Source organism: Rhizobium sp. SRDI943 (genome assembly GCF_057653695.1).
The window spans coordinates 37435-59442 of the sequence record NZ_JBYGKN010000003.1 but is presented as its reverse complement, the minus strand read 5'-3'; the positions used below and the strand labels follow the sequence as shown (position 1 = coordinate 59442).

The following is a 22008-nucleotide window of genomic DNA, read 5'->3' as shown; positions in this document are numbered from 1 at the left end:
GGATCGTCCGTTATTGTCCGCGCCAGCCTTCGTAGCGGCGCTCTATCCGTCGAAACACGAGGCTCTCCATCAGCCACGCGGTAAGTCCTATCAGCGCGATGCCGAGAAGCACCTGCGCCGAATTACCAACCTGCCCGCCCATGGCGACCATCCAGCCGATACCTTGAGATGCGCCGATCATCTCGGCTGCAACAAGCGCGCGCCACGCCTGGGCAAAACCGATGCGCAAGGCGGCAGTGAGGAAGGGGAGGGAGGCCGGAAGATATACATGGGCCAGCAATTGCAGCCTTTTGGCACCCAGCATGCGCGCGGCACGCACCTCGCCGCTGCTGATGGAAAGCACGCCTTCCTGAATCGTCTGGGCGATCGGAAAGGCCGATGCGATGAATATGACGACGGCAATGGAAAGATATCCGAGGCCGAAGAAGATCAGCGACAGCGGCGCCCAAGCGATCGGAGGGATGGCCATGAAGAGACCGAGCAGCGGCTGGACGAATTCGCGAAACGGCCGCCAAAGTCCGGCAGACACGCCGATGAGCACGGCGGCCACGACGGCTGCGCCGAAGCCGCCGAATTCGCGCAACAAGCTCGCCATGACCTGGCGACCCAACTCGCCCGACCGGATCCAGCGAACCCCCTCGGCCGCCACGTCCCACGGCTGCGGCAGCACATAGGAGGGAACGCGGCTTGCCGCGATGCTCCACACGACAAGGAGGAACGGAAGCGCTGCCCAGCGCCAGGACGGTTGCGGAAAACGCAGCCGCGCTGCCAACTTCTTCATCGATCGGATCTCATCGTTGAGCGGCCGCTTTTGCGGCGAAGCTGTCGTCAATGATGTCGTCGACATTCAAGCGCTTTTCGAGAAAGCCGAGGGCCACCGAGTAGTCGATGAGCCGCTGGATGAAGGCACGATCGGACGGCTCGATTTCCGCCGACCACCCAAGGCGTTTCCTCGCCTCCGTGACGATCGCTTCCGGCGGAACGATACTTCCGTCCGCGGCCGTCAGGGATTCCAGCTTAAAGTTTTGGGCGATGATCCGATTGGCCTCTTCGGGATGCTCCCGCAGAAACGCAATGGCCTTCGAATTCGCTCGCAACAGTTTCACGAGATCGTCCGGGCGTTCCTTCAGCGTCTTGGCAGGCGCTGCTATGACGTACCAGGGATAGCCGGGCAAAGCTCCGTTCACGTCGAAGACGACGCGACCTGCACCGCGGAGCACCGATTGGCTGATGAAGGGCTCCCACAAAAAGGCTGCATCGACGACGCCGGTATCGAGGGCAGCGTTCATGTTACCCACGGGCATTTGCGACAGCGCAAGATCCGTATCCGGGCTGAGGCCGGCGGCCTCTTTGAGAACGTAGCCACGCAGCAGCACGTCCATGCCGCTGCCCCTGTTGACGCCGGCAAGCCTCTTGCCCTTGAGGTCGGAAAGGGCGTGGATCGGACCGTCAGTCTTCGCGATTACCGCTGCCTGACCATAGTTGACCTTGGCGATGATTTTCGCGTCGAGACCGCGCGCCGCCCATTGATAGACCGGGGGCGCACCGATATAGGCCACATCGATTTCGCCTCCAGCCACCGCCTGCTGGATGACGGGACCATCGCCGAAACCCTTGAGCTCGACGTTCAACCCCTCGTCGCGAAAATAGCCTTTCTCCTCGGCGATCAGGGCAGGCGCATTGGCCATGGCCTGGACCCAGCCAATGCGAAGCGGCCGCGGGTCCTCGGCATGGGCAGGCAAAGCGGCTGCGAGGGCCAGAAGAACTGCGGGTAGAATGTGTTTCATCGGATGCTCCCCTTCAGGTAACGGGTAGATTGCTGGTCATGACTTTGGCGATTTCCTCCGAGAGCTGTTCGCGCAGTTGAGCGAATAAAGGATTGGCTCTCGTGCCACGCTGATCGCGAGGACGCGGCAAATCGATTGCCACTTCGGCGGTGATGCCTGTCGGCGGTAGCCCAAGGACGAGAACCCTGTCGGCAAGATAGATCGCTTCGTCGATGTCATGGGTGATGAACAGTACGGTCTTCCCCAAGCCCGACCAGATGCGCAGCAATTCATCATTGAGGGATGCACGCGTCAGGGCGTCGAGCGCTGCGAATGGTTCGTCCATGAGCAGGAGGCGCGGCTCGAGCGCCAGTGAGCGCGCCAGCGCAACCCGCTGACGCTGGCCGCCCGACAATCGGTGAGGCGGCTCCTGTGCCTGCTCTTCCAGGCCGACAAGTCGAAGAAAATTAAGCGCGACGTCTCTCTGCTCCTTCGCAGATCCACGGCGATTCATGCGCAGGCCAAAGCGAACATTTTCCAGGGCACTCAACCAAGGGAAGAGGTTTGGCGACTGAAATACATATCCAAGGACCGGATGCTCCGGGACAACAGGCACGCCGTCTATGGTGATATGCCCCGATTGCGGGCGCAGGAAGCCCGAGAGAAGATTAAGGAGCGTCGACTTGCCACAACCGGACGGACCCAGGATCGCCACGAATTCTCCCGACCGAGCCTTCAGCGAAAACCGTTCGAATACGGCGCGTCGGCTTTCGGGATAGGCGAACGCCATGCGGTCCACCGAGAAGGCGGCGCCGGATGAAACCTGCCTTGGGATAACTGGAGATGCCATGTTGCGTTAGGACGACCCTGGATTGGAGTTGCCCCAATTTTTAATACATTATAATACAGGTTATCAACGTGAAGAGTTCCCCTTGTGTGGCAGCAAAAGGGAACGCTATTCCAAAGCTTCGCTGCATCGTGGTGTTTTCGACCCTATGGAAAATAGATGAGTCTCATACGCAATAACCCGGTGGCTATGTACCTGCAGATTGCCGATCGGCTTCGTGCCGAGATCGCCGAAGGCGCCTACGAGCCGTCCGGACGGCTCCCGTCGGAATCGCAAACTACGGCACGCTTCACAGTCAGTCGCGTCACCGTGCGCCTGGCGCTCCAACAACTCGATAGGGATGGGCTGATCGAGCGCCGGAAAGGCAAAGGCACATTCGTGGCCGGCAAGCACGTGCGCCATCAAATTGATACACTGCGTAGCTTTCATGAATCGCTGAAAGTCCAAGGCTTCGATGCTACGATGCGGATCGTCGAGTTGACCGCAATTGAAACACCGTCTGCTTTCATCCCGCTGTTCGGGCCGACATGCGCACGTCTGGAACGACTTCATGTGGTGAATGACGAGCCGATTGCATTGGGCCGAAGCTTCCTGCCGGCCTTCATGTCGGAGCTGGAGCGAGAGATCGCCGAACAGCAACCAACTTATGCCTTACTGAAAGACAAAGCCGGCGCCGACATTGTCTCCGCTGAGATTGCGATCGGGGCGCGTGCTGTCTCGCCCCGGATAACATCGCTGATTGGAGCGGCTGAACATGCAGTCCTGCTTGTGCTGGAACGGAGTTCCTATTTCGAAACGGGCGCTTGCGCCGAAAAGTCTGAATTTTTTATTCGACCAGAGCGGTACCAGTTTGTCCTCGGCAGTCGAACGCCCGACCGCTGAGAGTTCGACAGATTGGATGTCTGATTTAGGCATGAAATTCTGAACGAAGCGGCCCTTGAAGGCTAGGAAATCCCCTATGCGCCGGAATCGTTGGCTCGGGACTTCCTGGCCGTCCCGAAGCTCGCGGCTGTTCTAGCGGACTGGTCACCGCGCTTGCCTGGTCTCTTGCTGCATTACCCGGGCAATCGTCACGTGCCGTCGGCTCTTCGGGCATTCATCGACCTTCTCCAGGAGAGAAGCCGGCGGTTGCAGTCGCAAAAGGGTGGGACTTGATTCTGTCCCGGTTGCCTGGATTGGCGCCTTCGAAGAACGCCGTTCAGTCCGGCAGGAGTTTGCGGCAACTCATTCCATAGTGGTCATGAACGCAGGAACCTGCTGCTCGAAGAACTTAGAGAACGACGCGATGCGCGGCGGCAGCGACTGGTATGGCGGATAATAGAGCGTCAGCCACAGATCCGGCGGCGACCAATTTTTCAGAATATGAACCAGCCGCCCGGTGCGCAGATGCTCGGCGACATGGAACTTCGGCAGCATGGCGACACCGACCCCGTCGGCCGCCATGCTCGCCAGGACTTCGCCGCTGTTGGCGCTGAACGCCCGCCCCGCTGAGATGTTGGCACTGCCGCTACCGTCCGACAATACCCAGTTTTCCCGCCTGCTCTCGCCGCTATATGCAAGGCAGTCGTCAGGGGTCAGCTGGCTTGGATGCTTCACCTCCGTAAATCGGCTACCTGGCGCAGCCACCAGGATACGCCGGACCATGCTGATTTTCCTCCAGATCGTGAACTTGTCGGACGGCGCCGCAGAGATCCGGATCGCGAGATCGTAGTCGTCGTCGATAATGTTGACGAGCCCGTCAGCGAGTGAAATCTCAAAACTTATCTTCGGGTACAACTCTTTGAAACCGGCCAGGATCGGGGGCAGAGCCTGCTGCCCGAACCAGGTCGGCGCACTGATCCGCAGGCGACCATGGTCGGCCTTGTGCGTGTTCATGAGGTCAGCGCGTGCATTCTCCAACGCCTCCATCGCCGGCTTGATCTGGGCTGCATAGATCGCGCCGTCGGTCGTCAATGAAACCTGCCGTGTCGTCCGCACGAAAAGCTGCACGCCCAACTCGTTCTCGAGTGCGGCAATCGCTCTGGTGACCGCCGCCGGCGTCATATCGAGCTCCCGCGCGACTTGCGCGAAATTGCGCTTTTCCGCAGCCATCAAGAACGTCCTAAGCGCCCTGTAGTCGTTCATTTATTATTTCATCCTGAGCAATTCATTCGAAATCTTTATTGCAATTCCGGAGAGCAGGCAAGCGAACTAGATTTCAAGCACGCACAACGAACCACATCGGCGATGAAAGGAAAACATCATGATCAAGGATATCAAAGGGCTGCACCACGTCACCTCGATGGCTTCGGACGCCCGTCAGAACAATGCGTTCTTCACCGACGCACTCGGGCTTCGCCGCGTGAAGAAGACCGTGAACTTCGACGACCCGGCGGTCTATCACCTCTACTACGGTGACGAGAACGGCACTCCCGGCACAGTCATGACCTACTTCCCTTTTCCCGACGTGATGCGCGGCCGCGCAGGCGTTGGCGAAGTCAGCGAAACGCAGTTCGCAGTGCCCAGGGGCTCGCTCTCGTTCTGGCAGGATCGCCTGTCTGCAAAGGGAGCGGCCAACCTGCATACCGACACTGCCTTCGGCGCTGCCCGCCTCCTGTTCAAGGGGCCGGACGGCGAAGGGTTTGCCCTTGTCGAAGCGGAAAACGACGGCCGCAAGACCTGGGACGGCGCCGGCATCGACGAAAGCGTCGGCATCCGCGGCTTCACCGGCGCCAAGTTCCGCCTGCATGACGCCGATGCGACGTCCGAACTGCTCGGTTTCATGGGCTACCAGCGCGCCGAAACGGATGGTGAGGTGACCCGCTTCATCATGCCCGGCGGCAATGGTGCGGACACGATCGACCTCGAGGTCCTTCCGAAGACGCCATTCGCAAGGCAGGGCGCGGGCTCGGTGCATCACATCGCTTTCGCCGTCGAGAATCGGGCAAAGCAACTCGAAGTCCGCAAGGCCCTGATGGATACGGGCTACCAGGTCACGCCGGTAATCGACCGAGATTATTTCTGGGCCATCTACTTCCGCACTCCCGGCGGCGTGCTCTTCGAAATCGCCACGAACGAACCCGGTTTCGACAGGGACGAAGACACGGCACATCTTGGCGAGGTCTTGAAACTGCCGGCACGCTACGAGCCCTATCGTGACCAGATCGAAGCCGGCCTGACCCCGCTCGCCGCCTGAGGTCGCTTTCCGACAATACGGCGGCATAACTTTCAAGACGTGCCGCCTTCCCTGCCCCATTACCTACCTTCAACCCTAGTCAAAGGAAGACACGAGATGTCCAGCAAGCTTCAGGTCCTGACCCCGCAGAACAGTCAGATCATCTTCATCGACCAGCAGCCGCAGATGGCCTTCGGTGTTCAGTCGATCGACCGCCAGGTCTTGAAGAACAACGTTGTCGGTCTTGCCAAGGCGGCGAGGATATTCAACATCCCGACCACCATCACCACCGTCGAGACCGACAGCTTTTCGGGCAACACTTTCCCGGAACTGCTCGCTGTCGTCCCGGACAATGATATCCTTGAGCGCACGTCGATGAATTCCTGGGACGACCAGAACGTCCGCGACGCGCTGGCCAAGCACGCTGCCGATGGCCGCAAGAAGATTGTCGTCGCTGGCCTCTGGACGGAGGTTTGCAACACCACCTTCGCGCTCTCCTGCATGTACGATACCGACTACGAAATCTACATGGTCGCCGATGCCTCCGGCGGCACCTCCGTCGATGCGCACAAATATGCGATGGACCGCATGGTGCAGGCCGGCGTCGTTCCGGTGACCTGGCAGCAGGTCCTGCTCGAATGGCAGCGCGACTGGGCCCGCAAAAAAACCTACGACGCGGTCACGTCGCTGGTGAAGGAGCATTCCGGCGCTTACGGCATGGGTATCGACTATGCCGTCACCCACGTCCACGGCGGCGCCGAGCGGGTCAGCCATGGCAAGCGGATCGGCCCGAACCCTGCCAAGTAGATGCGGGCATTGCTCCGGTCGTGCGCCAATTGCCGGAGCAAATTGCTTCTCAAGCGAAGGTCTTCTCCATGAAAGTCTATCTCCTGTCACTTGGTGCCGGCCTGCTGGTTGGCGTGATCTACAGCCTGCTCAATGTCCGCTCGCCTGCCCCGCCTGTCGTCGCGCTCATCGGGCTGCTCGGAATTCTTGTCGGCGAGCAGCTCGTGCCATTGGCAAAAAGCATCTGGGCTCGTGAGCCTGCCGCCGTCTCCTGGCTTCACCAGGTAAAGCCGCACATGTTCGGGCACCTCCCGAAAGGCCGGCAAAACGTGGTGGCGGTGAACCCGCCCCACGAAGATTCAACATCGGGGAAAAGCTGATGACGACGCGCCGCACGTTCCTGGGCGCAGCATCGAGCCTCGCCTTTTCAAACCTGTTTTCGCCGGCCAATGCCGCCGATCCCACCACGACCGGAGCCGCTGCCATGCACGCCGATATCGTCCTTCACAACGGGTTGATCACGACGCTTGATCGTACAAATCCGAGCGCCACAGCGGTCGCCGTCAAGGACGGTATGTTCCTGGAGGTCGGCAGCGACAGCGAGATCATGGCGCTGGCCGGGCCCGATACAAAGATCGTCGACCTCAAGGGCAAGCGCGCGCTTCCCGGCCTGGTCGACAACCATACCCATGTCGTGCGCGGCGGCCTCAACTTTAACATGGAGCTGCGCTGGGATGGCGTCCGTTCGCTAGCCGACGCCATGGACATGCTGAGGCGGCAGGTGGCCATCACACCCGCTCCACAATGGGTGCGCGTCGTCGGCGGCTTCACCGAGCACCAGTTCGCCGAAAAGCGCCTGCCGACCATCGAGGAGATCAATGCCGTCGCGCCCGACACGCCGGTCTTCCTGCTGCACCTCTACGACCGGGCCTTGCTGAACGGCGCGGCCCTCAGGGCCGTGGGCTACACGAAGGACACGCCCAACCCGCCTGGCGGCGAGATCACGCACGACGCCAACGGCAACCCGACCGGCCTGCTGCTGGCCAAGCCGAACGCCGGCATCCTCTATTCGACACTCGCCAAGGGACCGAAACTGCCTTTCGACTATCAGGTTAATTCGACCCGCCACTTCATGCGGGAACTGAACCGCCTGGGCATCACCGGCGTCATCGATGCCGGCGGCGGTTTCCAGAACTACCCGGACGATTACGCGGTCATCCAGAAACTGTCTGACGGGGACCAGCTTACGGTCCGCCTCGCCTACAACCTCTTCACCCAGAAGCCGAAGCAGGAGAAAGAGGATTTCCTCAACTGGACGGCCTCGGTCAAATACAAGCAAGGCAACGATTATTTCCGTCACAACGGCGCCGGCGAGATGCTGGTGTTTTCCGCCGCGGACTTCGAGGATTTTCGCCAGCCCCGCCCGGACATGCCGCCGGAAATGGAAGGGGAATTGGAAGACGTCGTTCGGGTGCTAGCCGAAAACCGCTGGCCGTGGCGTCTTCACGCCACCTATGACGAAACGATCAGCCGCTCACTCGACGTCTTCGAGAAGGTCAACAGGGATATCCCGCTCGAAGGCCTGAACTGGTTCTTCGATCATGCCGAGACGATTTCGGAACGCTCGATCGATCGTATCGCAGCACTCGGCGGTGGCATCGCCACCCAGCATCGCATGGCCTATCAGGGCGAATATTTCGTCGAGCGCTACGGCCACGGTGTCGCCGAAGCCACTCCGCCGATCCGGCGCATGCTGGACAAAGGTGTCAACGTCTCGGCCGGCACGGATGCGACCCGCGTTGCCTCCTATAACCCCTGGGTCTCGCTGTCCTGGATGGTCACCGGCAAGACTGTCGGCGGCATGCAGCTCTACCCGCGTGCCAATTGTCTCGACCGTGAGACGGCGCTGCGGATGTGGACCGAAAAGGTCACCTGGTTCTCCAACGAGGAGGGTAAGAAGGGACGCATCGAAAAGGGCCAGTTTGCCGATCTCGTCGTCCCGGACAAGGACTTCTTCGCCTGCGCCGAGGACGAGATTTCGTTCCTGACGTCGGAACTCACCATGGTGGGCGGCAAGATCGTCTACGGTGCCGGCACTTTTGCCACCCTGGATCAGAGCGATATCCCACCCGCCATGCCGGACTGGTCACCAGTTCGCAAGTTCGGCGGTTATGCCGCCTGGGGCGAGCCCGACGGTGCAGGCAGTCACTCGCTGCGCCGTACGGCGATCGCCTCCTGCGGCTGCGCCAGCGATTGCGGTGTCCATGGCCACGATCATGCCGGTGCCTGGACATCGAAGCTTCCTATCGCCGACCTGAAGGGCTTCTTTGGCGCCCTTGGCTGCTCCTGCTGGGCCGTCTGAGAACGCGGTCTACCCATACAAGCTCCCTTTGCGGCACGATCTGTAGAGGAGCTTCCAGACGAACGACGAGGCCAGGCGAAATGGCCGCAGCCCGGAGAAATCATGTCCGCTATTCCACTCCTTGAACCAGCTCAGCCAGCCGTCCAGATGATCGATCAACAAACCGGTCTCGCCTTTTGGCGTCGGGTCGACGGATCGTCAGTTCCTTCTCAGCGCCATGGTCGCGCTGGCAAGGGCAGCGAAGGCATTCAATCTCCCGGTGATCGCTTCGACGTCGGCGCGATGACAGGTGTTTTGAGGATACTCCTATGACGACCATCCATGCTCAAGAAACCGGCAGCTTCGCCGGCAAGGCTTCCGTCGCCGAATTCCTGGCATTGCTCGCGCTCTGCTCCGCCTACATCCAGGGTCCGCTGACGAAGGTTCTCGACTTCCAGGGGGCCGTCGCCGAGATGAACCATTTCGGGCTGGCTCCGGCGCCACTTTTCGCAGGCGGCGTGCCGATCTTCGAACTCGCCATGTCCGCCCTCATCCTTTTGGGGCGCTTGCGCTGGCTGGGGGCTCTTGCCCTGGCGATATTCACCTTGATGGCGACATTCCTTGCCCTGCGGTTCTGGGAGATCCCGGCCGGATCCGAGCATTCGGCAGCCATGAACGGCTTCTTCGAGCACGTCGGTCTTAGCGGTGCCTTCGTCTTCGTTGCTCTTGTCGACCTGCGCAAACGCGCGAGAGGAAAATAGAGTGCATCGTCCGATGCCTGCCATGATGACGTCATATCCCTCCATTTCTGAGCCGTCCTTGCGACCAACAAAGCCGGTCGGGCTGAGATCTTGAGAACGCACCGAGCTGGCGAGATCCACGAGGCCGTCATGCGACAGCTCGAGCATGAACTCGACCTCCAGGAAATGGCGCGCAAAATCGCCGATAACCAACCACCAAAGCTATCTGTCCGACCCAGACTTCCGTGTCCCCATTATTGCAAAATAGGCAATTCAATCGGCGGAATTATTGTAATTGTTCAATTCTGACGCCCGAGCCACTATCCCTTCACAAACAGATGCCCGCCGGAACCGACCTAACCATGAGGATGTATCCATGACCTTTCCATCAGCTGGATTGAAATTCGCCGTTGCCGTTGCCGTCGCTACGATCATGGCCTCTTTTGCCACAGCCGCAGGGGCTGCTGGCAAGAACGTGGCGGTTGGCGCCCAATACGACACCACTCATGTCTATGTTCCGGTAACCGACGTCGATGTCTTCGCGGCGAGTTTCGTCGCCACGTTCGGCGGTGCATCGACCAAGCAGATCGTCGCCACGGTGACGCCAACACCGAGCAGCACGACCTCTCAACTGATCCAAACGCCCGCAGGCACAGTCTCCCTGTTCGGCTTCAAGACGCCGATCCCCGATCCCTTCGGTAAGGAGCGGACAGGATATCTCGTGACGGACTTGGACCGGGCGATCCGCGATGCTCGAAATGCCGGCGCTTCAGTCATTGTCGAAGCCTTCCCTGATCCGATCGGCCGCGATGCCGTCATCCAATGGCCGGGCGGCGTCAATATGCAGCTCTACTGGCACACCAAGGCGCCGGACTATCCCAAGTTCGATACGGTCCCTGAAAACAGGATATATGTTTCAAAGGATTCCGTCGGCGCCTTCATTGATGATTTCCTGACCTTCTCGAAGGGCAAAATCCTCTCCGACGACAGGAAGGCACCCGGCGTCGAGATCGGTCGCCAGACCGACACCTACCGGCGCGTCCGTATCACATCGGACTTCGGCAACATGTCGGTCCTCGTGACCGATGGCCATCTTCCTTACCCTTTTGGCTATGAGACCACCGGTTACGCGGTGAAGGATCTCGATGCAACCCTCGCAAAGGCCACCGCTTCCGGCGCGACCGTGCTCGTCCAGCCTTATGAGTCGGACAAGCGTCGGGCAGCCATCGTTCAGTTCCCCGGCGGATACATCGCCGAGATCCACGCACCGCTTGTCTCGGAATGACCGGCCGCTCGGGCCTGCTGTGACGGCGGACGACCAAGGATGCCGCCGATGTCCAACAGAGCGTCGCCGTTTCAGGCAACGTGGCGCGCGGCGGGACATCGAGGGGCGCTATGTCCAGGTATGCGTGGACAACGCCTTCAATGCCAACCTGACGGGTGGCATCGAGGCCATTCGTTCCGACGTCGGCGAAACGATCCGCCAGGCCGGCGGCCAGAAGAATAAAAGCTGTCTCGGCGCCACGCCGAGATTCTCCCGCAGCGGGACGGCAAAGGAAAAGCACGTATGAAAAAAATCTCTCTTGCAACAGTCTTGAGCTTCGACGCCGGATACGTCGACACAGCAGGCTTTCTGGCGCTTCAGGGGCTGTTCACGGCGCATGTCACAGGTAATTTCGTGACATTCGGCGCGGCCGTCGTGCTCGGCACCTCCGGGATCATCGCCAAGCTTCTTGCTCTCCCGGTCTTCTGCGCTGTCATTCTTGTAACTAGACTGGCGAGCTTCTGGCTCGCCGGGCGCAAATACGCGGTTTTAAGCACGATGATGAGGGTGAAGCTGCTGTTGCTTGTCGTGGCGGCGGTCCTTGCGGTTTCCTTTGGTCCTTTCCCGAAAGGAGACGGATGGCCGGCGATCCTGACGGGAATGGTGCTGGTGGCCGCGATGGCGATCCAGAACGCCGCGCATAAAATCCATCTGGCGAAGGCACCACCGACGACGATGATGACCGGCAACACCACCCAAATCATGATCGATTTGGCTGATGTCATTCGCGGGGAAAGCCTGGAAGCGAAAAGTGCCGCCAAGAAGCGGATGATCAAGATGCTGACGAGCGTCTGTGCTTTCGCCATCGGCTGCGGTGTCGCCGCCGCAGCCTTCATGTGGCTTGGCATCTGGTGCCTTGCGATCCCGCCGCTGCTCGGTCTCCTGGCGCTGATCGCGGAGATCGAGACACCGGAAGGCGACGCGAAATAGCTGCTCACCCGCGATCGGCGGCCAACGTTTTCCACCCCACCTCAATCAAGGAGACAAGAGAATGGGCTACATCACCACCAAGGACGGCGTCGAGATCTTTTATAAGGATTGGGGGCAGAAGGATGCCCAGCCGATCGTCTTCCACCATGGCTGGCCGCTGTCGTCGGACGACTGGGACGCGCAGATGCTGTTCTTCCTGTCGAAGGGTTACCGCGTCGTCGCACATGACCGTCGGGGTCACGGCCGTTCGGCACAGGTTTCCGACGGACACGACATGGACCACTATGCCGCCGACGCCTTCGCTGTCGTCGAGGCGCTCGATCTGAAGAATGCCGTTCATATCGGCCATTCGACCGGCGGGGGAGAAGTCGCCCGCTACGTCGCAAAATACGGCCAGCCGGCCGGGCGCGTCGCCAAGGCGGTTCTGGTTTCCGCCGTACCGCCGCTGATGCTGAAAACCGAGACAAATCCAGGTGGCGTTCCACTGGAAGTGTTCGACGGCATTCGCAAGGGCGTCGCTGAAAACCGCGCGCAGCTGTTCATCGACTTCCCTACCGGTCCGTTCTATGGCTTCAACCGGGCCGACGCGAAGGTCTACCCAGGTGTGATCCAGAATTGGTGGCGGCAGGGCATGATGGGCAGCGCCAAGGCCCATTACGATGGAATCAAGGCCTTCTCCGAAACCGACCAGACCGAAGACCTGAAGGCGATCACCGTTCCGACCCTCGTCATGCATGGCGACGACGATCAGGTCGTGCCGATCGATAATGCCGGCCGGCTGTCGGCAAAACTGGTGCAGAACGGTACATTGATAGTCTACAAGGGCTATCCGCACGGCATGCTGACCACCCATGCCGATGCCCTGAACGGCGATCTGCTGGCATTCGTCGAAACCTGATTGTCAGTCCGGGTGCGGCTTCAGTGCCGCATCCGGACCGCGCACATCGCGTCTAAAGCTGTTTTCACCATGACGTTGTCGGCGCTTTTCCTTGAAACCGAGGTCGAGGGAAAAATCGCGGTGCAGCGCGTCTCCAGCTTCAACTCGCCTAGTGGCGATTGCGTGAGCGCCACTCCGCCGGAGCCATTCCCACAGTCTTCGAGAAGGTGTCGATGAATGCATCCTCATCAGCAAAACCGCACGTCGCGGCCACCTGGGCGATGGTATCACCGGTCCTGCCCAGCTGTGATTTAGCCCTGGTCATCCGGTACGCCGACATCCATTCGGCAACGGACTGCCCGGTTGTATTCAAGAAGCCTGAACGGAGGTCATCCACTGAAAAACCGGTCGCTTCGGCGATCTGATCGACGGTGATGTTGGCCGACAGATTTGCGACCATGTACGTCTTGATGCGCTTTTCCTGCATGGGAGACAGCCGACCGCTCGCCGACAGTCGCTGTGCGGGTGAGCGTCCGTAACGATGGGCGAGATGGGCGTTTAACGCCAGCCCTATATGGGGAAGCAGCTGATCCCTGACTTCGTCCGGCATGTCGAACATCGGCATCAGTGCTCCACCAATATTGCGGATCACTTGATCGTCTATCCCTCGGCAGGTGGCGAGGTCATCGACGCGCGGTTCGCCTGCCTCCTCGGCGAGCTCGGCAAAGTGCGAGCTCGGGATATGAAAGGCAAGCGCCTCGAAATGACCGCCAATCGAGATCGCGGCGCCATACCTCAGACTGATGAGACAGACCGAACCTTTGGGATAGGTCTTCAAAGGTGCGACGGTCTGGTCCGGACAGATGTCGCGATGATCGACATCGACGAGATAGAGCATGACCAGGAAGGCATCATCGGCCGGAAGGAAGACAGGATGCGCCGCATCTCCATAAACGTGGTCAAGATGAACGACAGAGAGCTTCGCCTCGCGAAGAGGTCTGATGACCAAGGCCCTCGCCGCATCGATGCCAAAACATGCTGCAATCCTGTCGCCGACCGCCAACGCTTCACTCAAATGTGTCTCGATCCTCCGGGCTGGGAACGGTATAGCCCAACCGTCGTGATGCCACGATTTGAGAGTTCCTATACATCTTCGAAGCATCTATCTTGAACAAAAGCATTCTCGTCGACGAGATTCTGCGCTTTTGCAGAAGGCTGCGCTGAAGGGCTGAGCCGCGAGATTAGTCTTCAAAAAACGGAAAGCTTAGCGTCTTGGTTCCTATTTCCGGTCACGTGAAATCACTCGGCGCAACGGCAACCGACACTTTCGGATGTCCTCTAAAACAGTTGTCGATCGACCAGGCGCTGGCAGGTTCCGATATTGCGGTCTTTCGCAAGGGAACGAGCGTCGTGCGGCTCGATCAGGTCATGACATCGGCAAGCGACCGCGGGTTCGTTGTCGGTGTCTCTTCGATCGGCGGTCACACGCGGCAAATCCAACACCAACATCATGTGACTACCCACGACTTTGCGGAGAACTCGATCTACATTCGCGATCTGGCCGAGGCCTACAAAGCGGATCTCAGCGGTTCTTTCGATTTTCTCCTGTTCGAAATCTCGCCTGCGGCTCTCATCAGGATCGCCGATGCTGCTGAACTTTCCGGCATCACTTCGCTCGCGGCCGAAACCGCCTCGAAAGACATCGTGCTTGCCAACCTCGCTCGGGCGCTGATCCCGGCACTCGAAAAACCGGAGGAAGCCAGCGCGCTGTTCATCGACCAGATGACTACTGCCATCGGGACCTACCTGGTTCAACGCTATGGCGGCCGGTCCGTTGCAACCCCCAACAGATCACGAAGCCTGTCGCGCATGCACGAGCATCTGGCGAAAAGTCTGCTTCTCGAGAACCTTGAAGGGGACATCTCGATCGAGCAAGTGGCGCAGGCCTGCAATCTGTCTCGCGGCTATTTCATTCGCGCCTTTCGCGAGACGACGGGCATGACACCGTATCAATGGCTTGTCAGCCAACGAATAGATCGCGCCCGCACCCTGCTGCGCACTTCAAATGCTCCGCTCGCCGAAGTCGCCATCGCCTGCGGCTTCGCCGATCAAAGTCATTTCACAAGGGTTTTCTCCAGTGTCGTTGGCGCAACGCCTGGCAATTGGCGGCGTAACGTATAGTGGCCGAGCAGAGAGACCCGTTTGGAATAGACTGAACTCGGCATCCCCAATCGCCGCTTTGAGGCACCATCCTCGTCCGCCGGCGATGCTATCCTCGAACGGCCGCTTCAATCACCCCGACGTCGATCTTCTGCATCTTCATCATCGCGTCGAAAGCTCTCTTTGCTTCAATACCGCCAGCTCGCATCGCATCCATCAAAACGCGCGGCGTGATCTGCCACGAAATTCCCCAACGGTCCTTGCACCACCCGCACTCGCTTTCCTGTCCGCCATTTCCAACGATGGCGGTCCAGTATCGGTCGGTTTCCTCCTGGCTTTCGGTCGAAATCTGGAATGAGAAAGCTTCATTGTGTTTGAAGGTTGGACCGCCGTTCAATCCCACGCACGAGACACCGGCAACCGTAAATTCGACAACCAAGACGCTGCCGACTTTTCCATCCGGATAATCGCCGGGTGCACGGATAATCGCTCCGACGGCGCTGTCAGGAAAAGTCTGCGCATAGAAATTTGCGGCTTCCTCAGCATCTTTGTCGAACCAAAGACAGATCGTGTTCTTGGCCATTTCAGTCCCTTTCATAATTCGGTTTGAGGATTTAGCGGTCGTCATGATTGAAAGACGGATGAGCCATCCAGCAGCCGACATCATTCCAAAAAAAATTCCATGGCCCGCGCAAGGGCAGATATCGCGACCGCATTTAAAAAAATCGATTCATGAAGTTAAAAAGCCGGAGAGCGATTTGCGGGGCCAAAACGTGTCGCATTTATTCAACCTCATAGCCGGCAGCTTTGAAGAAGTTTCGACATTCTGAGAGCGAGAGAGGCTGACGATATCGCCGAGGGCTTGAGAAATGGCATCGATGCTTCGGGCTGCTCGTTTGCGCAGCAAGGCTTTTAGTTTGAAAAGGAAATTATGCTCTATCTTCAATGGCTTGACCGAAAACAGAGTTCGTTAGCGCGTACTGGATCCTCGACGTGCTGGAAGTTGGCTAGCAAGCTCTTCTTCACGCCGAAGACAGCGTCAGATTGGATGTACGGGTCGTCCGGATCGAAGATGTGCGTCGTGAGCGTCTCGAAGCCGTCGCCCTTGATGATATAGTGCAGGTGGGCGGGCCGATAGGGATAGCGAGCGAGCGCGCTGAGCAGCTTGCCAACGGGTCCATCGTCCGGAATTGGGTAATATTTGGGCTTGACCGCTCGAAACCAATAGCGGCCGTCGGCGCCAGTACGGAAAACGCCGCGAAGGTTGAAGTCTGGTTGGATCCCCTGCTGCTGCACTCGTAGAAGCCCTCGTCATTGGCCTGCCAGACGTCGATAACCGCATCCTTGATAGGTTCCCCGCCGTATGGCTTGGAAGGCCCGTGGGGCCGCCGATCATGCGAGCATCTCATCAGTTGAGGAAAAGGCGGCTTACGCCGCCTCCTCCTCGTCGAGCTCCGGCTGCAAGGAATGCAGGTAGTCGACGGCGCGCTGCGCATATGCTGCCGCCGAGAAGATGGCGCGCTTGTCGTTGCCCAGAACCTTCAGCCAGCCATCGAGATAGCTTGCGTGGTCGGGGCGTGGTTCGAGCTCGGGGACGATTCCGAGATCGGCGCAGAGAAATGAGCTGCCGAGTTCGGCAATGAGCTCTTCGCGGGCGCGTTCGCTTCTGTCTTTTGCGTAGCGGCTGAGATCGCGATCCAGCCGTCGCGGCGCGGCGGTCCAGTGCGTGATCTCGTGGCTGAGGATGGCGACATAGGCGGCATCGTCCCGGAAGGCATCCAGGCATGGCATCTGGATGTAATCACGCTGAGCGGCATAATAGGCAGCCGATCCTCCGTGGCGGATCATCGCCCCGGTATTGGCAAAGAAGCGGCCGGCATTGCCGATGCGGCTCATCGGATCCTGGTGAGGTGCGATGTCGTCAAAGCGCCCGTTAAGACCGGCGATCTGATCGGTGTTGAACACCGTGTAGGCTTTGAGGAATGGAATATCCTGTTCGATCTCGGTGCCCGTCTCGGTCGTCTCGGTGCGGACGAACGAACTGGCAAAGACGACGGTTGTGCCGGTTTCGCCCTTGCGGACGGCGCCGCCGAGTTCGATGGCCTGGCGAAACGTCATCCACCTCGATGAGGCAAAGCCGCGGGCGATGGCTTCGGACCAGAGGAGCAGGACGTTGATCCCGGTGTAGGGTTGGCCGTTGTGGCGCAGTGGCCGGCTGACCTCACTTGCCGCATGTCCCATGGTCCAGGGTTTGGTCCATGGCCGCACACCCTGTTCGAGATCGGCGATGATCTTGGTGGTGATGCGGCTGTAGATATCGGATCGTTGATTGGTTTGTTGCCTGCTCATGTCTGAACCTCCGTTTCGAGGTCGCGGCCATCGCGACCTGCTACGGCGGTCCGAAAGCCGGGCTGCAAGCGCTGCCTGCACCCGCAGGGCCGAAACGCAGTGGAGGACGGCAAAGCCGTTGCCGGCGGCGCGAGCCTGGCAGGACCAAAAGCCGGGGCAGGACGCGATGGCCGCAATTCAAGTGGAAGGCTTAGATGGAGGCGGACATGGCAAATCCGTGAGCCGGTATTCCGTCGCACACATCGCAAATGAACCGAGTGCGATCCAACATCACGCGCCAATCAAGATCGTCATCCTGAGCGATGAACATCGAGGCATGGCGCGAGAATGGGCTTAACAGCCGGCTGGCAACGATCGATCGCGCTCTTGTTTGGCGAGGCAAGCAAAGCCGGAAGTATGTCGCTTCAAACTCTCTCAGCGATGTCCCTCGATGAGCGCGAGGTGGGCTTTGCAATTGTCGCCACGTGGCGGAATGTTCGCGGGACTGTGGTCGGACAGACTCACCGGGGATGACTTCACGTCACTGCCAACCGGTCAGCCGGGCTGATGTTGGAGACGGAGGGACCGCAGAGTTATTTCGGCAAAGGCAGGCGGAATCGGAATTGAGCACAGCCGTATGAAAGCCCCGCTGCTCGCTCTCTCTCATTCGGGCAGCAGGCCAACCAGACCTTATCCAGTTCACGAGCAACGCAGCTCATACCCGCTCCTAGCCAAGGCACGATGGCCGCGATTGTGTACGAAGGAAATGACAATTCAGCGCTCGAACCGATCCAGCATCCTCTTCAGTTGTGCGTTTTGCAGCCTAAGCTTCGTCGCCAACTGATCCCGGAGCAGCCGGATTTCTCCATCCAGGCTGACTGCGTCGTCAGAAACAGCGGTAGCGCCTGGAGAAGGTGGAAGAACGACAGCAATCGTTTTTGCTTTTTTGCTCTGCCTGCTGCGCTTTCGCGTTGGACCTTCGCCTACTGGCAATGCCTTTGGTGAGGGGTGCCCGGCTACGTCGGCCTCATTGGATAAGGCCGGATCAACCGCTTTCTCAAGCGTGGCGCTTTCGACATCTGCCGTGTCATCAACACTGCTTACCGCTTCTTCGGCATCATGCGAGGCTACCGACACCGCTTTGTGTTGTTCGTGAGTGACCGGCTTTTCGTTGGCCGCGCGGTCTGCGGCTTTCGACCGGTTGTCGGCCGCCGTTTCAGTCGGCTCCGCGATGGCAGATACGTCCGGCTTCACATCATCGGTCGAGCCGTGTTCTTGCTTCTGCTGGCGTCGCCGTGACACCAGCCCAGCAAGAAGTTTCCATGGAGACGCCATTTTATTCGACCTCGAATTCTACTGCGTATGCAAACTGCGAGCAAAAACGTTGGCGACGGAACGAACCGCCGCCAAAATCTTCACTTCAATAAGCATGAGAATGCGGCCAGCGCTTGACCGTCTGCTGCCGATCAACCGAGGTTGAGGCGCTTTCGCAGATCGGCATTTTCAGCGCGGAGCTTCTCCGCCAGCAGCTTGCGCAGTTTCTGGTTTTCCTCTTCGAGCTGCAGAAGATCCGAAATCTCATCAACGGCCGCCACCGACGGTGCAGCCGCTATCGACACAGCCTTCGGAGCACGTTTGACAGGCGCACGCTTGGCACCCGTCGTCCCTTCGTCAGGCTTTGCTTTGCGTCCTCTCGTCTGCTTTCCAGCTTTGGCATCCGAAGCCGCTGCCGGTTGCAAAGAAACGGCGGCTGAGGCGGTTGCAGGCACCACCTTCTTGGCGCGAGGTTTGCGCACCTTCTTCAGTCCATCGGGCGCCGCGGCGGCCGGCGTGTCAGCATTGGTTGTCGTATCTTTTTCGTCGGCCATTATGGTCTCCTGTAAAGCCGATGCATTTGTCTCTTGCTCGATCGGCAGTGTCAATAACGGCCCGGCCTGTTCTTCTTCGGATACAAGCATTCCGGTGCTTCTTGCCTGAGGAGACAATGACATAAATGGCATTGCCTCGTCCTGCATATCTTGCGCAACGGACTTGAGATCCGTGTCTGCCCAGATCGAGCTCGGTTTGGAGTTGAGTTTTCGCCGACCTGATTTGTACTCGACGGCAAAGCTGCGCTGCACTTTTTTCAATTTAAAAAAGCCTTGGGTATCTGCGGTGATGTTTCAGCGACGTTTTCAGCATCGCAACATGGCGTGCAAATAACGACTATTGCGCCGTTGGTCTATACCCTGGCGACACCAGAGCCACGGGAGCTGAGACGACAAAAGGTACCAGTGGGCCCATATGGAGCGAACGTTGCCGCTTCCAAACGCCCTTCGTGGGCTGATACTGATTCCGCGACCGCCTGGTCGAAGAGATCAGGAACGGGGCAGTTGGTCTTTATACGCATAAGGGAGCCTTTATTTGCCGTGTCCCATCGCCAAGGCAAACAGTCTTGCCTGCCGCTCCGCAAATGCCCGTGGGTTCGCCGGCTTGTCGCCATCAAGAATGCGGGCCTCATCGAGGAGGAGCCAAGCTGCATCCTCACGAAAGGCATGATCGTCCATCGATGCGATGCTTCTGACGAGCTGGCTCCGTGCGTTGATTTCTAAAACGGGCTTCGAAGCCGTCTGCAGCCGCCCTGCCCTCTGGAGCATTTTCTCAAGTTGTCGATCAGGCCCGTGCTCGGAAGCAACCAGGCAGACCGCACTTTCCGTCAATCGACCGGAGACACGCACATCGGCGACCTCCTGGCCGAGAGCACCGCGCGCGAAATCGATGAAAGCGGCAACCTCGGAAGAAGCTTCCTGCTTTTGCTCGTCGGTGCCTGCCTCGCCGGCGATGTCATTCAAATCGGCAAGGCCCTGGGTGACCGATTTGAATAACTTGCCCTCGAAATCAGGGACATTGGTGGGCCAGAAGCTGTCTACGGAATCGGTCAAAAGCAGCACTTCGATCCCCTTGGCCCGGAAGCCCTCGAGCTGTGGTGAACCATTCAACTGCTCCAGGTTCGAGCCGCTGATGTAAAAGATAGACGACTGCCCCTCCTTCATGGCTGCCACGTATTCCGTCAGGCTCCGTGTCGCGCCTTCGACAGCAGTTGTGTGGAAACGCGCCAGCTTGAGCAATTGCGGGCGGCGCTCGAAGTCTTCGTAGATACCTTCCTTGACGATTGCCCCGAAGAGGCCCCAGAATGTGCCGAACGTCTCGGTTTCGCTGTCGGCCATTTTCTCCAATGCGGTAAGGATCCGGCTGGTTACGCCTTTACGGATCGCGGTGAGAACCGGGCTCTCCTGGATCATCTCGCGGGAAATGTTGAGCGGCAGATCGGACGTATCGACGATACCGCGCACGAACCGGAGGTAACGCGGCAGTAACTCGGCGTCATCGGTGATGAAGACGCGCTTCACGTAGAGCTTCATCCGCCCCTTGCGATCCGGATCGAACAGATCGAAAGGCTGGGAACCGGGTACGAAGGCCAGCGTCGTATATTCGTGCCGGCCCTCGGCGCGGAAATGCACGTTGGTCAGCGGCTCATCGTATTGACCCGAAACGCCACGGTAGAAATCGTCGTAGTCCTGTTTGGAAATTTCGCTCTTCTGCTTGGTCCAGAGCGCGGCTCCATCGGAGATCTGCGACGGCTCGGCCGCTTCCTTATCGACGAGGCGAATGGGAACAGGTACGTGGCCGGACTGATCGCGAATGATCTTTTCGACAGTCCACTTGTTGGTGTATCTTTTTGCATCTTCCATGAGATGCAGAACGACGCGGGTACCCCTCGTCGGCGCCTCGACGGAATCGGCCGCGACGATGTCGTAGCTTCCCTTGCCGTCGGACGACCACTTCCAGGCTTCCTCCTGACCCGCACGCCGCGAGATCACATCGACCTTGTCTGCCACCATGAACGAGGAATAGAATCCGACGCCGAATTGACCGATCAGTTCAGCCTTCTCGCCGGCCTTAGCAGCCTCAAGCCGCTCCATGAACGCCTTTGTCCCCGAGCGCGCGATCGTGCCAAGCGCGTCGATCATCTCGCTCCGGCTCATGCCGATGCCGTTGTCCTCGACGGCAAGCGTCAGCGCCTCTTCATTGAGGGTCACGAGAATTCCAGGCTGTATACCGTCGGCCGAGAGTTGCGGCTGGGAAATCGAGTCGTAACGCAGCTTTTCGCAGGCATCCGCCGCGTTCGAGATCAATTCCCGGAGGAAGATATCTTTGTCGGAATAAACCGAATGCACCATCATGTGCAGGAGCCGACTGACATCCGCTTCGAATGCATGTTGCTCAGGCTGCCGCTCGTCGAATGTCGTCATCGATAATCCCCATTTTGCAGAAGTCGCGCGTCAGATGGTTTTCCGCTGATGGATTTCAAGCGCTTCACCGTTGCGGTCGATTGATTGGCGCCAATTGCCGGGGATTGCAAATGGTTTCAAAAGCGCGAGAGGTTCACCAGAACCCTGCTCTTGAGCAGGTTTCGAACTAACGACTACGTCTTTCGCATCTTGCGGGCGAACTGAGCGCCGACGACATCGGGAGCGATCTTGCGGGACGCAAGCGGGATTGGCTGCACAAGGCTTCAACTGTGGAATTCGTAATGAAAAAACTGGAGAGGTGGAAGAGCTTCCAACAATCTGAGCTCACCTAGTCCGGCGATCTCGTTCAACAGCTATGAACAATTTCGCGTGTGTGATCTTCACGCGGGTTTCGACATAGAGGTGATATTATTCAAACCTGACGACAGTCCTCATCGGGCTAAGACTGCATGACGGATGACCA

Annotated in this window: 23 protein-coding genes and 1 pseudogene; 13 read left to right on the top strand and 11 right to left on the bottom strand. The window is 59.0% G+C overall.

All coding sequences use genetic code 11. The annotated features are described in order from the left end of the window. Positions 1 to 10: 10 nt before the first annotated feature. Genes AC245Y_RS31565 through AC245Y_RS31555 form a run of 3 tightly spaced genes read right to left on the bottom strand, consistent with a single transcriptional unit; the run spans position 11 to position 2556 of the window. Positions 11 to 781 carry an ABC transporter permease gene (locus tag AC245Y_RS31565; protein ID WP_017997049.1) on the bottom strand — a complete coding sequence of 257 codons (771 nt, stop codon included), beginning with the start codon at positions 779 to 781 and terminating at the stop codon, positions 11 to 13. Positions 782 to 791: 10 nt separating this feature from the next. Next, on the bottom strand, positions 792 to 1787 hold the full coding sequence (locus AC245Y_RS31560; RefSeq protein WP_017997048.1) for an ABC transporter substrate-binding protein: 996 nt from the start codon (positions 1785 to 1787) through the stop codon (positions 792 to 794). 13 nt (positions 1788 to 1800) lie between these two features. After that, complete coding sequence (locus AC245Y_RS31555; protein WP_017997047.1) at positions 1801 to 2556, bottom strand: ABC transporter ATP-binding protein; 756 nt, start codon at positions 2554 to 2556, stop codon at positions 1801 to 1803. A gap of 216 nt (positions 2557 to 2772) precedes the next feature. Between AC245Y_RS31555 and AC245Y_RS31550 the strand changes: the two genes are divergently transcribed. Continuing rightward, on the top strand, positions 2773 to 3495 hold the full coding sequence (locus tag AC245Y_RS31550) for a GntR family transcriptional regulator (RefSeq protein WP_026157676.1): 723 nt from the start codon (positions 2773 to 2775) through the stop codon (positions 3493 to 3495). 342 nt (positions 3496 to 3837) lie between these two features. Here the strand turns inward: AC245Y_RS31550 and AC245Y_RS31545 are convergent, their stop codons facing one another. Next, the gene (locus AC245Y_RS31545; RefSeq protein WP_017997045.1) at positions 3838 to 4737 is read right to left on the bottom strand and encodes a LysR family transcriptional regulator; all 900 of its coding nucleotides are present in this window, start codon (positions 4735 to 4737) and stop codon (positions 3838 to 3840) included. A 118-nt stretch (positions 4738 to 4855) separates the two neighbouring features. Between AC245Y_RS31545 and AC245Y_RS31540 the strand changes: the two genes are divergently transcribed. From AC245Y_RS31540 to AC245Y_RS31495, 10 genes are all read left to right on the top strand, one after another. Further along, positions 4856 to 5788, top strand: a complete 933-nt coding sequence (locus AC245Y_RS31540; protein WP_017997044.1) for a VOC family protein — start codon at positions 4856 to 4858, stop codon at positions 5786 to 5788. A 96-nt stretch (positions 5789 to 5884) separates the two neighbouring features. Continuing rightward, positions 5885 to 6574 (top strand): hydrolase, encoded by a 690-nt coding sequence (locus AC245Y_RS31535; protein WP_017997043.1) that lies wholly within the window; start codon positions 5885 to 5887, stop codon positions 6572 to 6574. 68 nt (positions 6575 to 6642) lie between these two features. Continuing rightward, complete coding sequence (locus AC245Y_RS31530; protein WP_017997042.1) at positions 6643 to 6933, top strand: XapX domain-containing protein; 291 nt, start codon at positions 6643 to 6645, stop codon at positions 6931 to 6933. Further along, on the top strand, positions 6933 to 8915 hold the full coding sequence (locus AC245Y_RS31525; RefSeq protein WP_017997041.1) for an amidohydrolase: 1983 nt from the start codon (positions 6933 to 6935) through the stop codon (positions 8913 to 8915). The genes AC245Y_RS31530 and AC245Y_RS31525 overlap by 1 nt, the downstream gene beginning before the upstream one ends. Positions 8916 to 9017: 102 nt before the next feature. Continuing rightward, on the top strand, positions 9018 to 9227 hold the full coding sequence (locus AC245Y_RS31520; RefSeq protein ID WP_017997040.1) for a hypothetical protein: 210 nt from the start codon (positions 9018 to 9020) through the stop codon (positions 9225 to 9227). Continuing rightward, positions 9224 to 9655, top strand: coding sequence for a DoxX family protein (locus tag AC245Y_RS31515; RefSeq protein ID WP_017997039.1), 432 nt, complete (start codon positions 9224 to 9226; stop codon positions 9653 to 9655). The genes AC245Y_RS31520 and AC245Y_RS31515 overlap by 4 nt, the downstream gene beginning before the upstream one ends. 355 nt (positions 9656 to 10010) lie before the next feature. After that, a complete protein-coding gene (locus AC245Y_RS31510) occupies positions 10011 to 10919 on the top strand; it encodes a VOC family protein (protein WP_017997038.1) in 909 nt (302 codons plus the stop codon). A 124-nt stretch (positions 10920 to 11043) separates the two neighbouring features. Beyond that, positions 11044 to 11205: a hypothetical protein gene (locus tag AC245Y_RS31505; protein WP_017997037.1), complete on the top strand. Its 162-nt coding sequence runs from the start codon at positions 11044 to 11046 to the stop codon at positions 11203 to 11205. Further along, complete coding sequence (locus tag AC245Y_RS31500) at positions 11202 to 11888, top strand: YoaK family protein (RefSeq protein ID WP_017997036.1); 687 nt, start codon at positions 11202 to 11204, stop codon at positions 11886 to 11888. The genes AC245Y_RS31505 and AC245Y_RS31500 overlap by 4 nt, the downstream gene beginning before the upstream one ends. 61 nt (positions 11889 to 11949) lie before the next feature. Further along, complete coding sequence (locus AC245Y_RS31495) at positions 11950 to 12786, top strand: alpha/beta fold hydrolase (RefSeq protein ID WP_017997035.1); 837 nt, start codon at positions 11950 to 11952, stop codon at positions 12784 to 12786. Between the two features lie 148 nt (positions 12787 to 12934). Here the strand turns inward: AC245Y_RS31495 and AC245Y_RS31490 are convergent, their stop codons facing one another. Then, positions 12935 to 13828: a helix-turn-helix transcriptional regulator gene (locus AC245Y_RS31490; RefSeq protein ID WP_017997034.1), complete on the bottom strand. Its 894-nt coding sequence runs from the start codon at positions 13826 to 13828 to the stop codon at positions 12935 to 12937. A 284-nt stretch (positions 13829 to 14112) separates the two neighbouring features. On the opposite strand from AC245Y_RS31490, the gene AC245Y_RS31485 reads away from it, so the two are divergent. Continuing rightward, entirely contained in the window at positions 14113 to 14946 is an 834-nt protein-coding gene (locus AC245Y_RS31485; RefSeq protein WP_017997033.1) for a helix-turn-helix domain-containing protein, read from the top strand. 88 nt (positions 14947 to 15034) lie between these two features. On the opposite strand, the gene AC245Y_RS31480 is transcribed toward AC245Y_RS31485, so the two are convergent. Continuing rightward, positions 15035 to 15508 carry a VOC family protein gene (locus tag AC245Y_RS31480; RefSeq protein WP_017997032.1) on the bottom strand — a complete coding sequence of 158 codons (474 nt, stop codon included), beginning with the start codon at positions 15506 to 15508 and terminating at the stop codon, positions 15035 to 15037. Positions 15509 to 15551: 43 nt separating this feature from the next. Between AC245Y_RS31480 and AC245Y_RS31475 the strand changes: the two genes are divergently transcribed. Beyond that, positions 15552 to 15755, top strand: a complete 204-nt coding sequence (locus tag AC245Y_RS31475) for a hypothetical protein (RefSeq protein WP_157628387.1) — start codon at positions 15552 to 15554, stop codon at positions 15753 to 15755. A gap of 112 nt (positions 15756 to 15867) precedes the next feature. Here the strand turns inward: AC245Y_RS31475 and AC245Y_RS31470 are convergent. The 5 genes and pseudogenes from AC245Y_RS31470 to htpG form a co-directional block, all read right to left on the bottom strand. Further along, a pseudogene (locus AC245Y_RS31470) lies at positions 15868 to 16283 on the bottom strand (dioxygenase family protein); the annotation flags it as partial. 70 nt (positions 16284 to 16353) lie between these two features. Next, on the bottom strand, positions 16354 to 17274 hold the full coding sequence (locus AC245Y_RS31465; protein ID WP_017997031.1) for an ArdC family protein: 921 nt from the start codon (positions 17272 to 17274) through the stop codon (positions 16354 to 16356). Between the two features lie 753 nt (positions 17275 to 18027). Further along, positions 18028 to 18588, bottom strand: coding sequence for a hypothetical protein (locus AC245Y_RS31460; RefSeq protein WP_017997029.1), 561 nt, complete (start codon positions 18586 to 18588; stop codon positions 18028 to 18030). Positions 18589 to 18719: 131 nt separating this feature from the next. Beyond that, complete coding sequence (locus AC245Y_RS31455; protein WP_017997028.1) at positions 18720 to 19382, bottom strand: MreC domain-containing protein; 663 nt, start codon at positions 19380 to 19382, stop codon at positions 18720 to 18722. Between the two features lie 270 nt (positions 19383 to 19652). Continuing rightward, entirely contained in the window at positions 19653 to 21545 is a 1893-nt protein-coding gene (htpG, locus tag AC245Y_RS31450) for a molecular chaperone HtpG (RefSeq protein WP_017997027.1), read from the bottom strand. Positions 21546 to 22008: the final 463 nt, after the last annotated feature.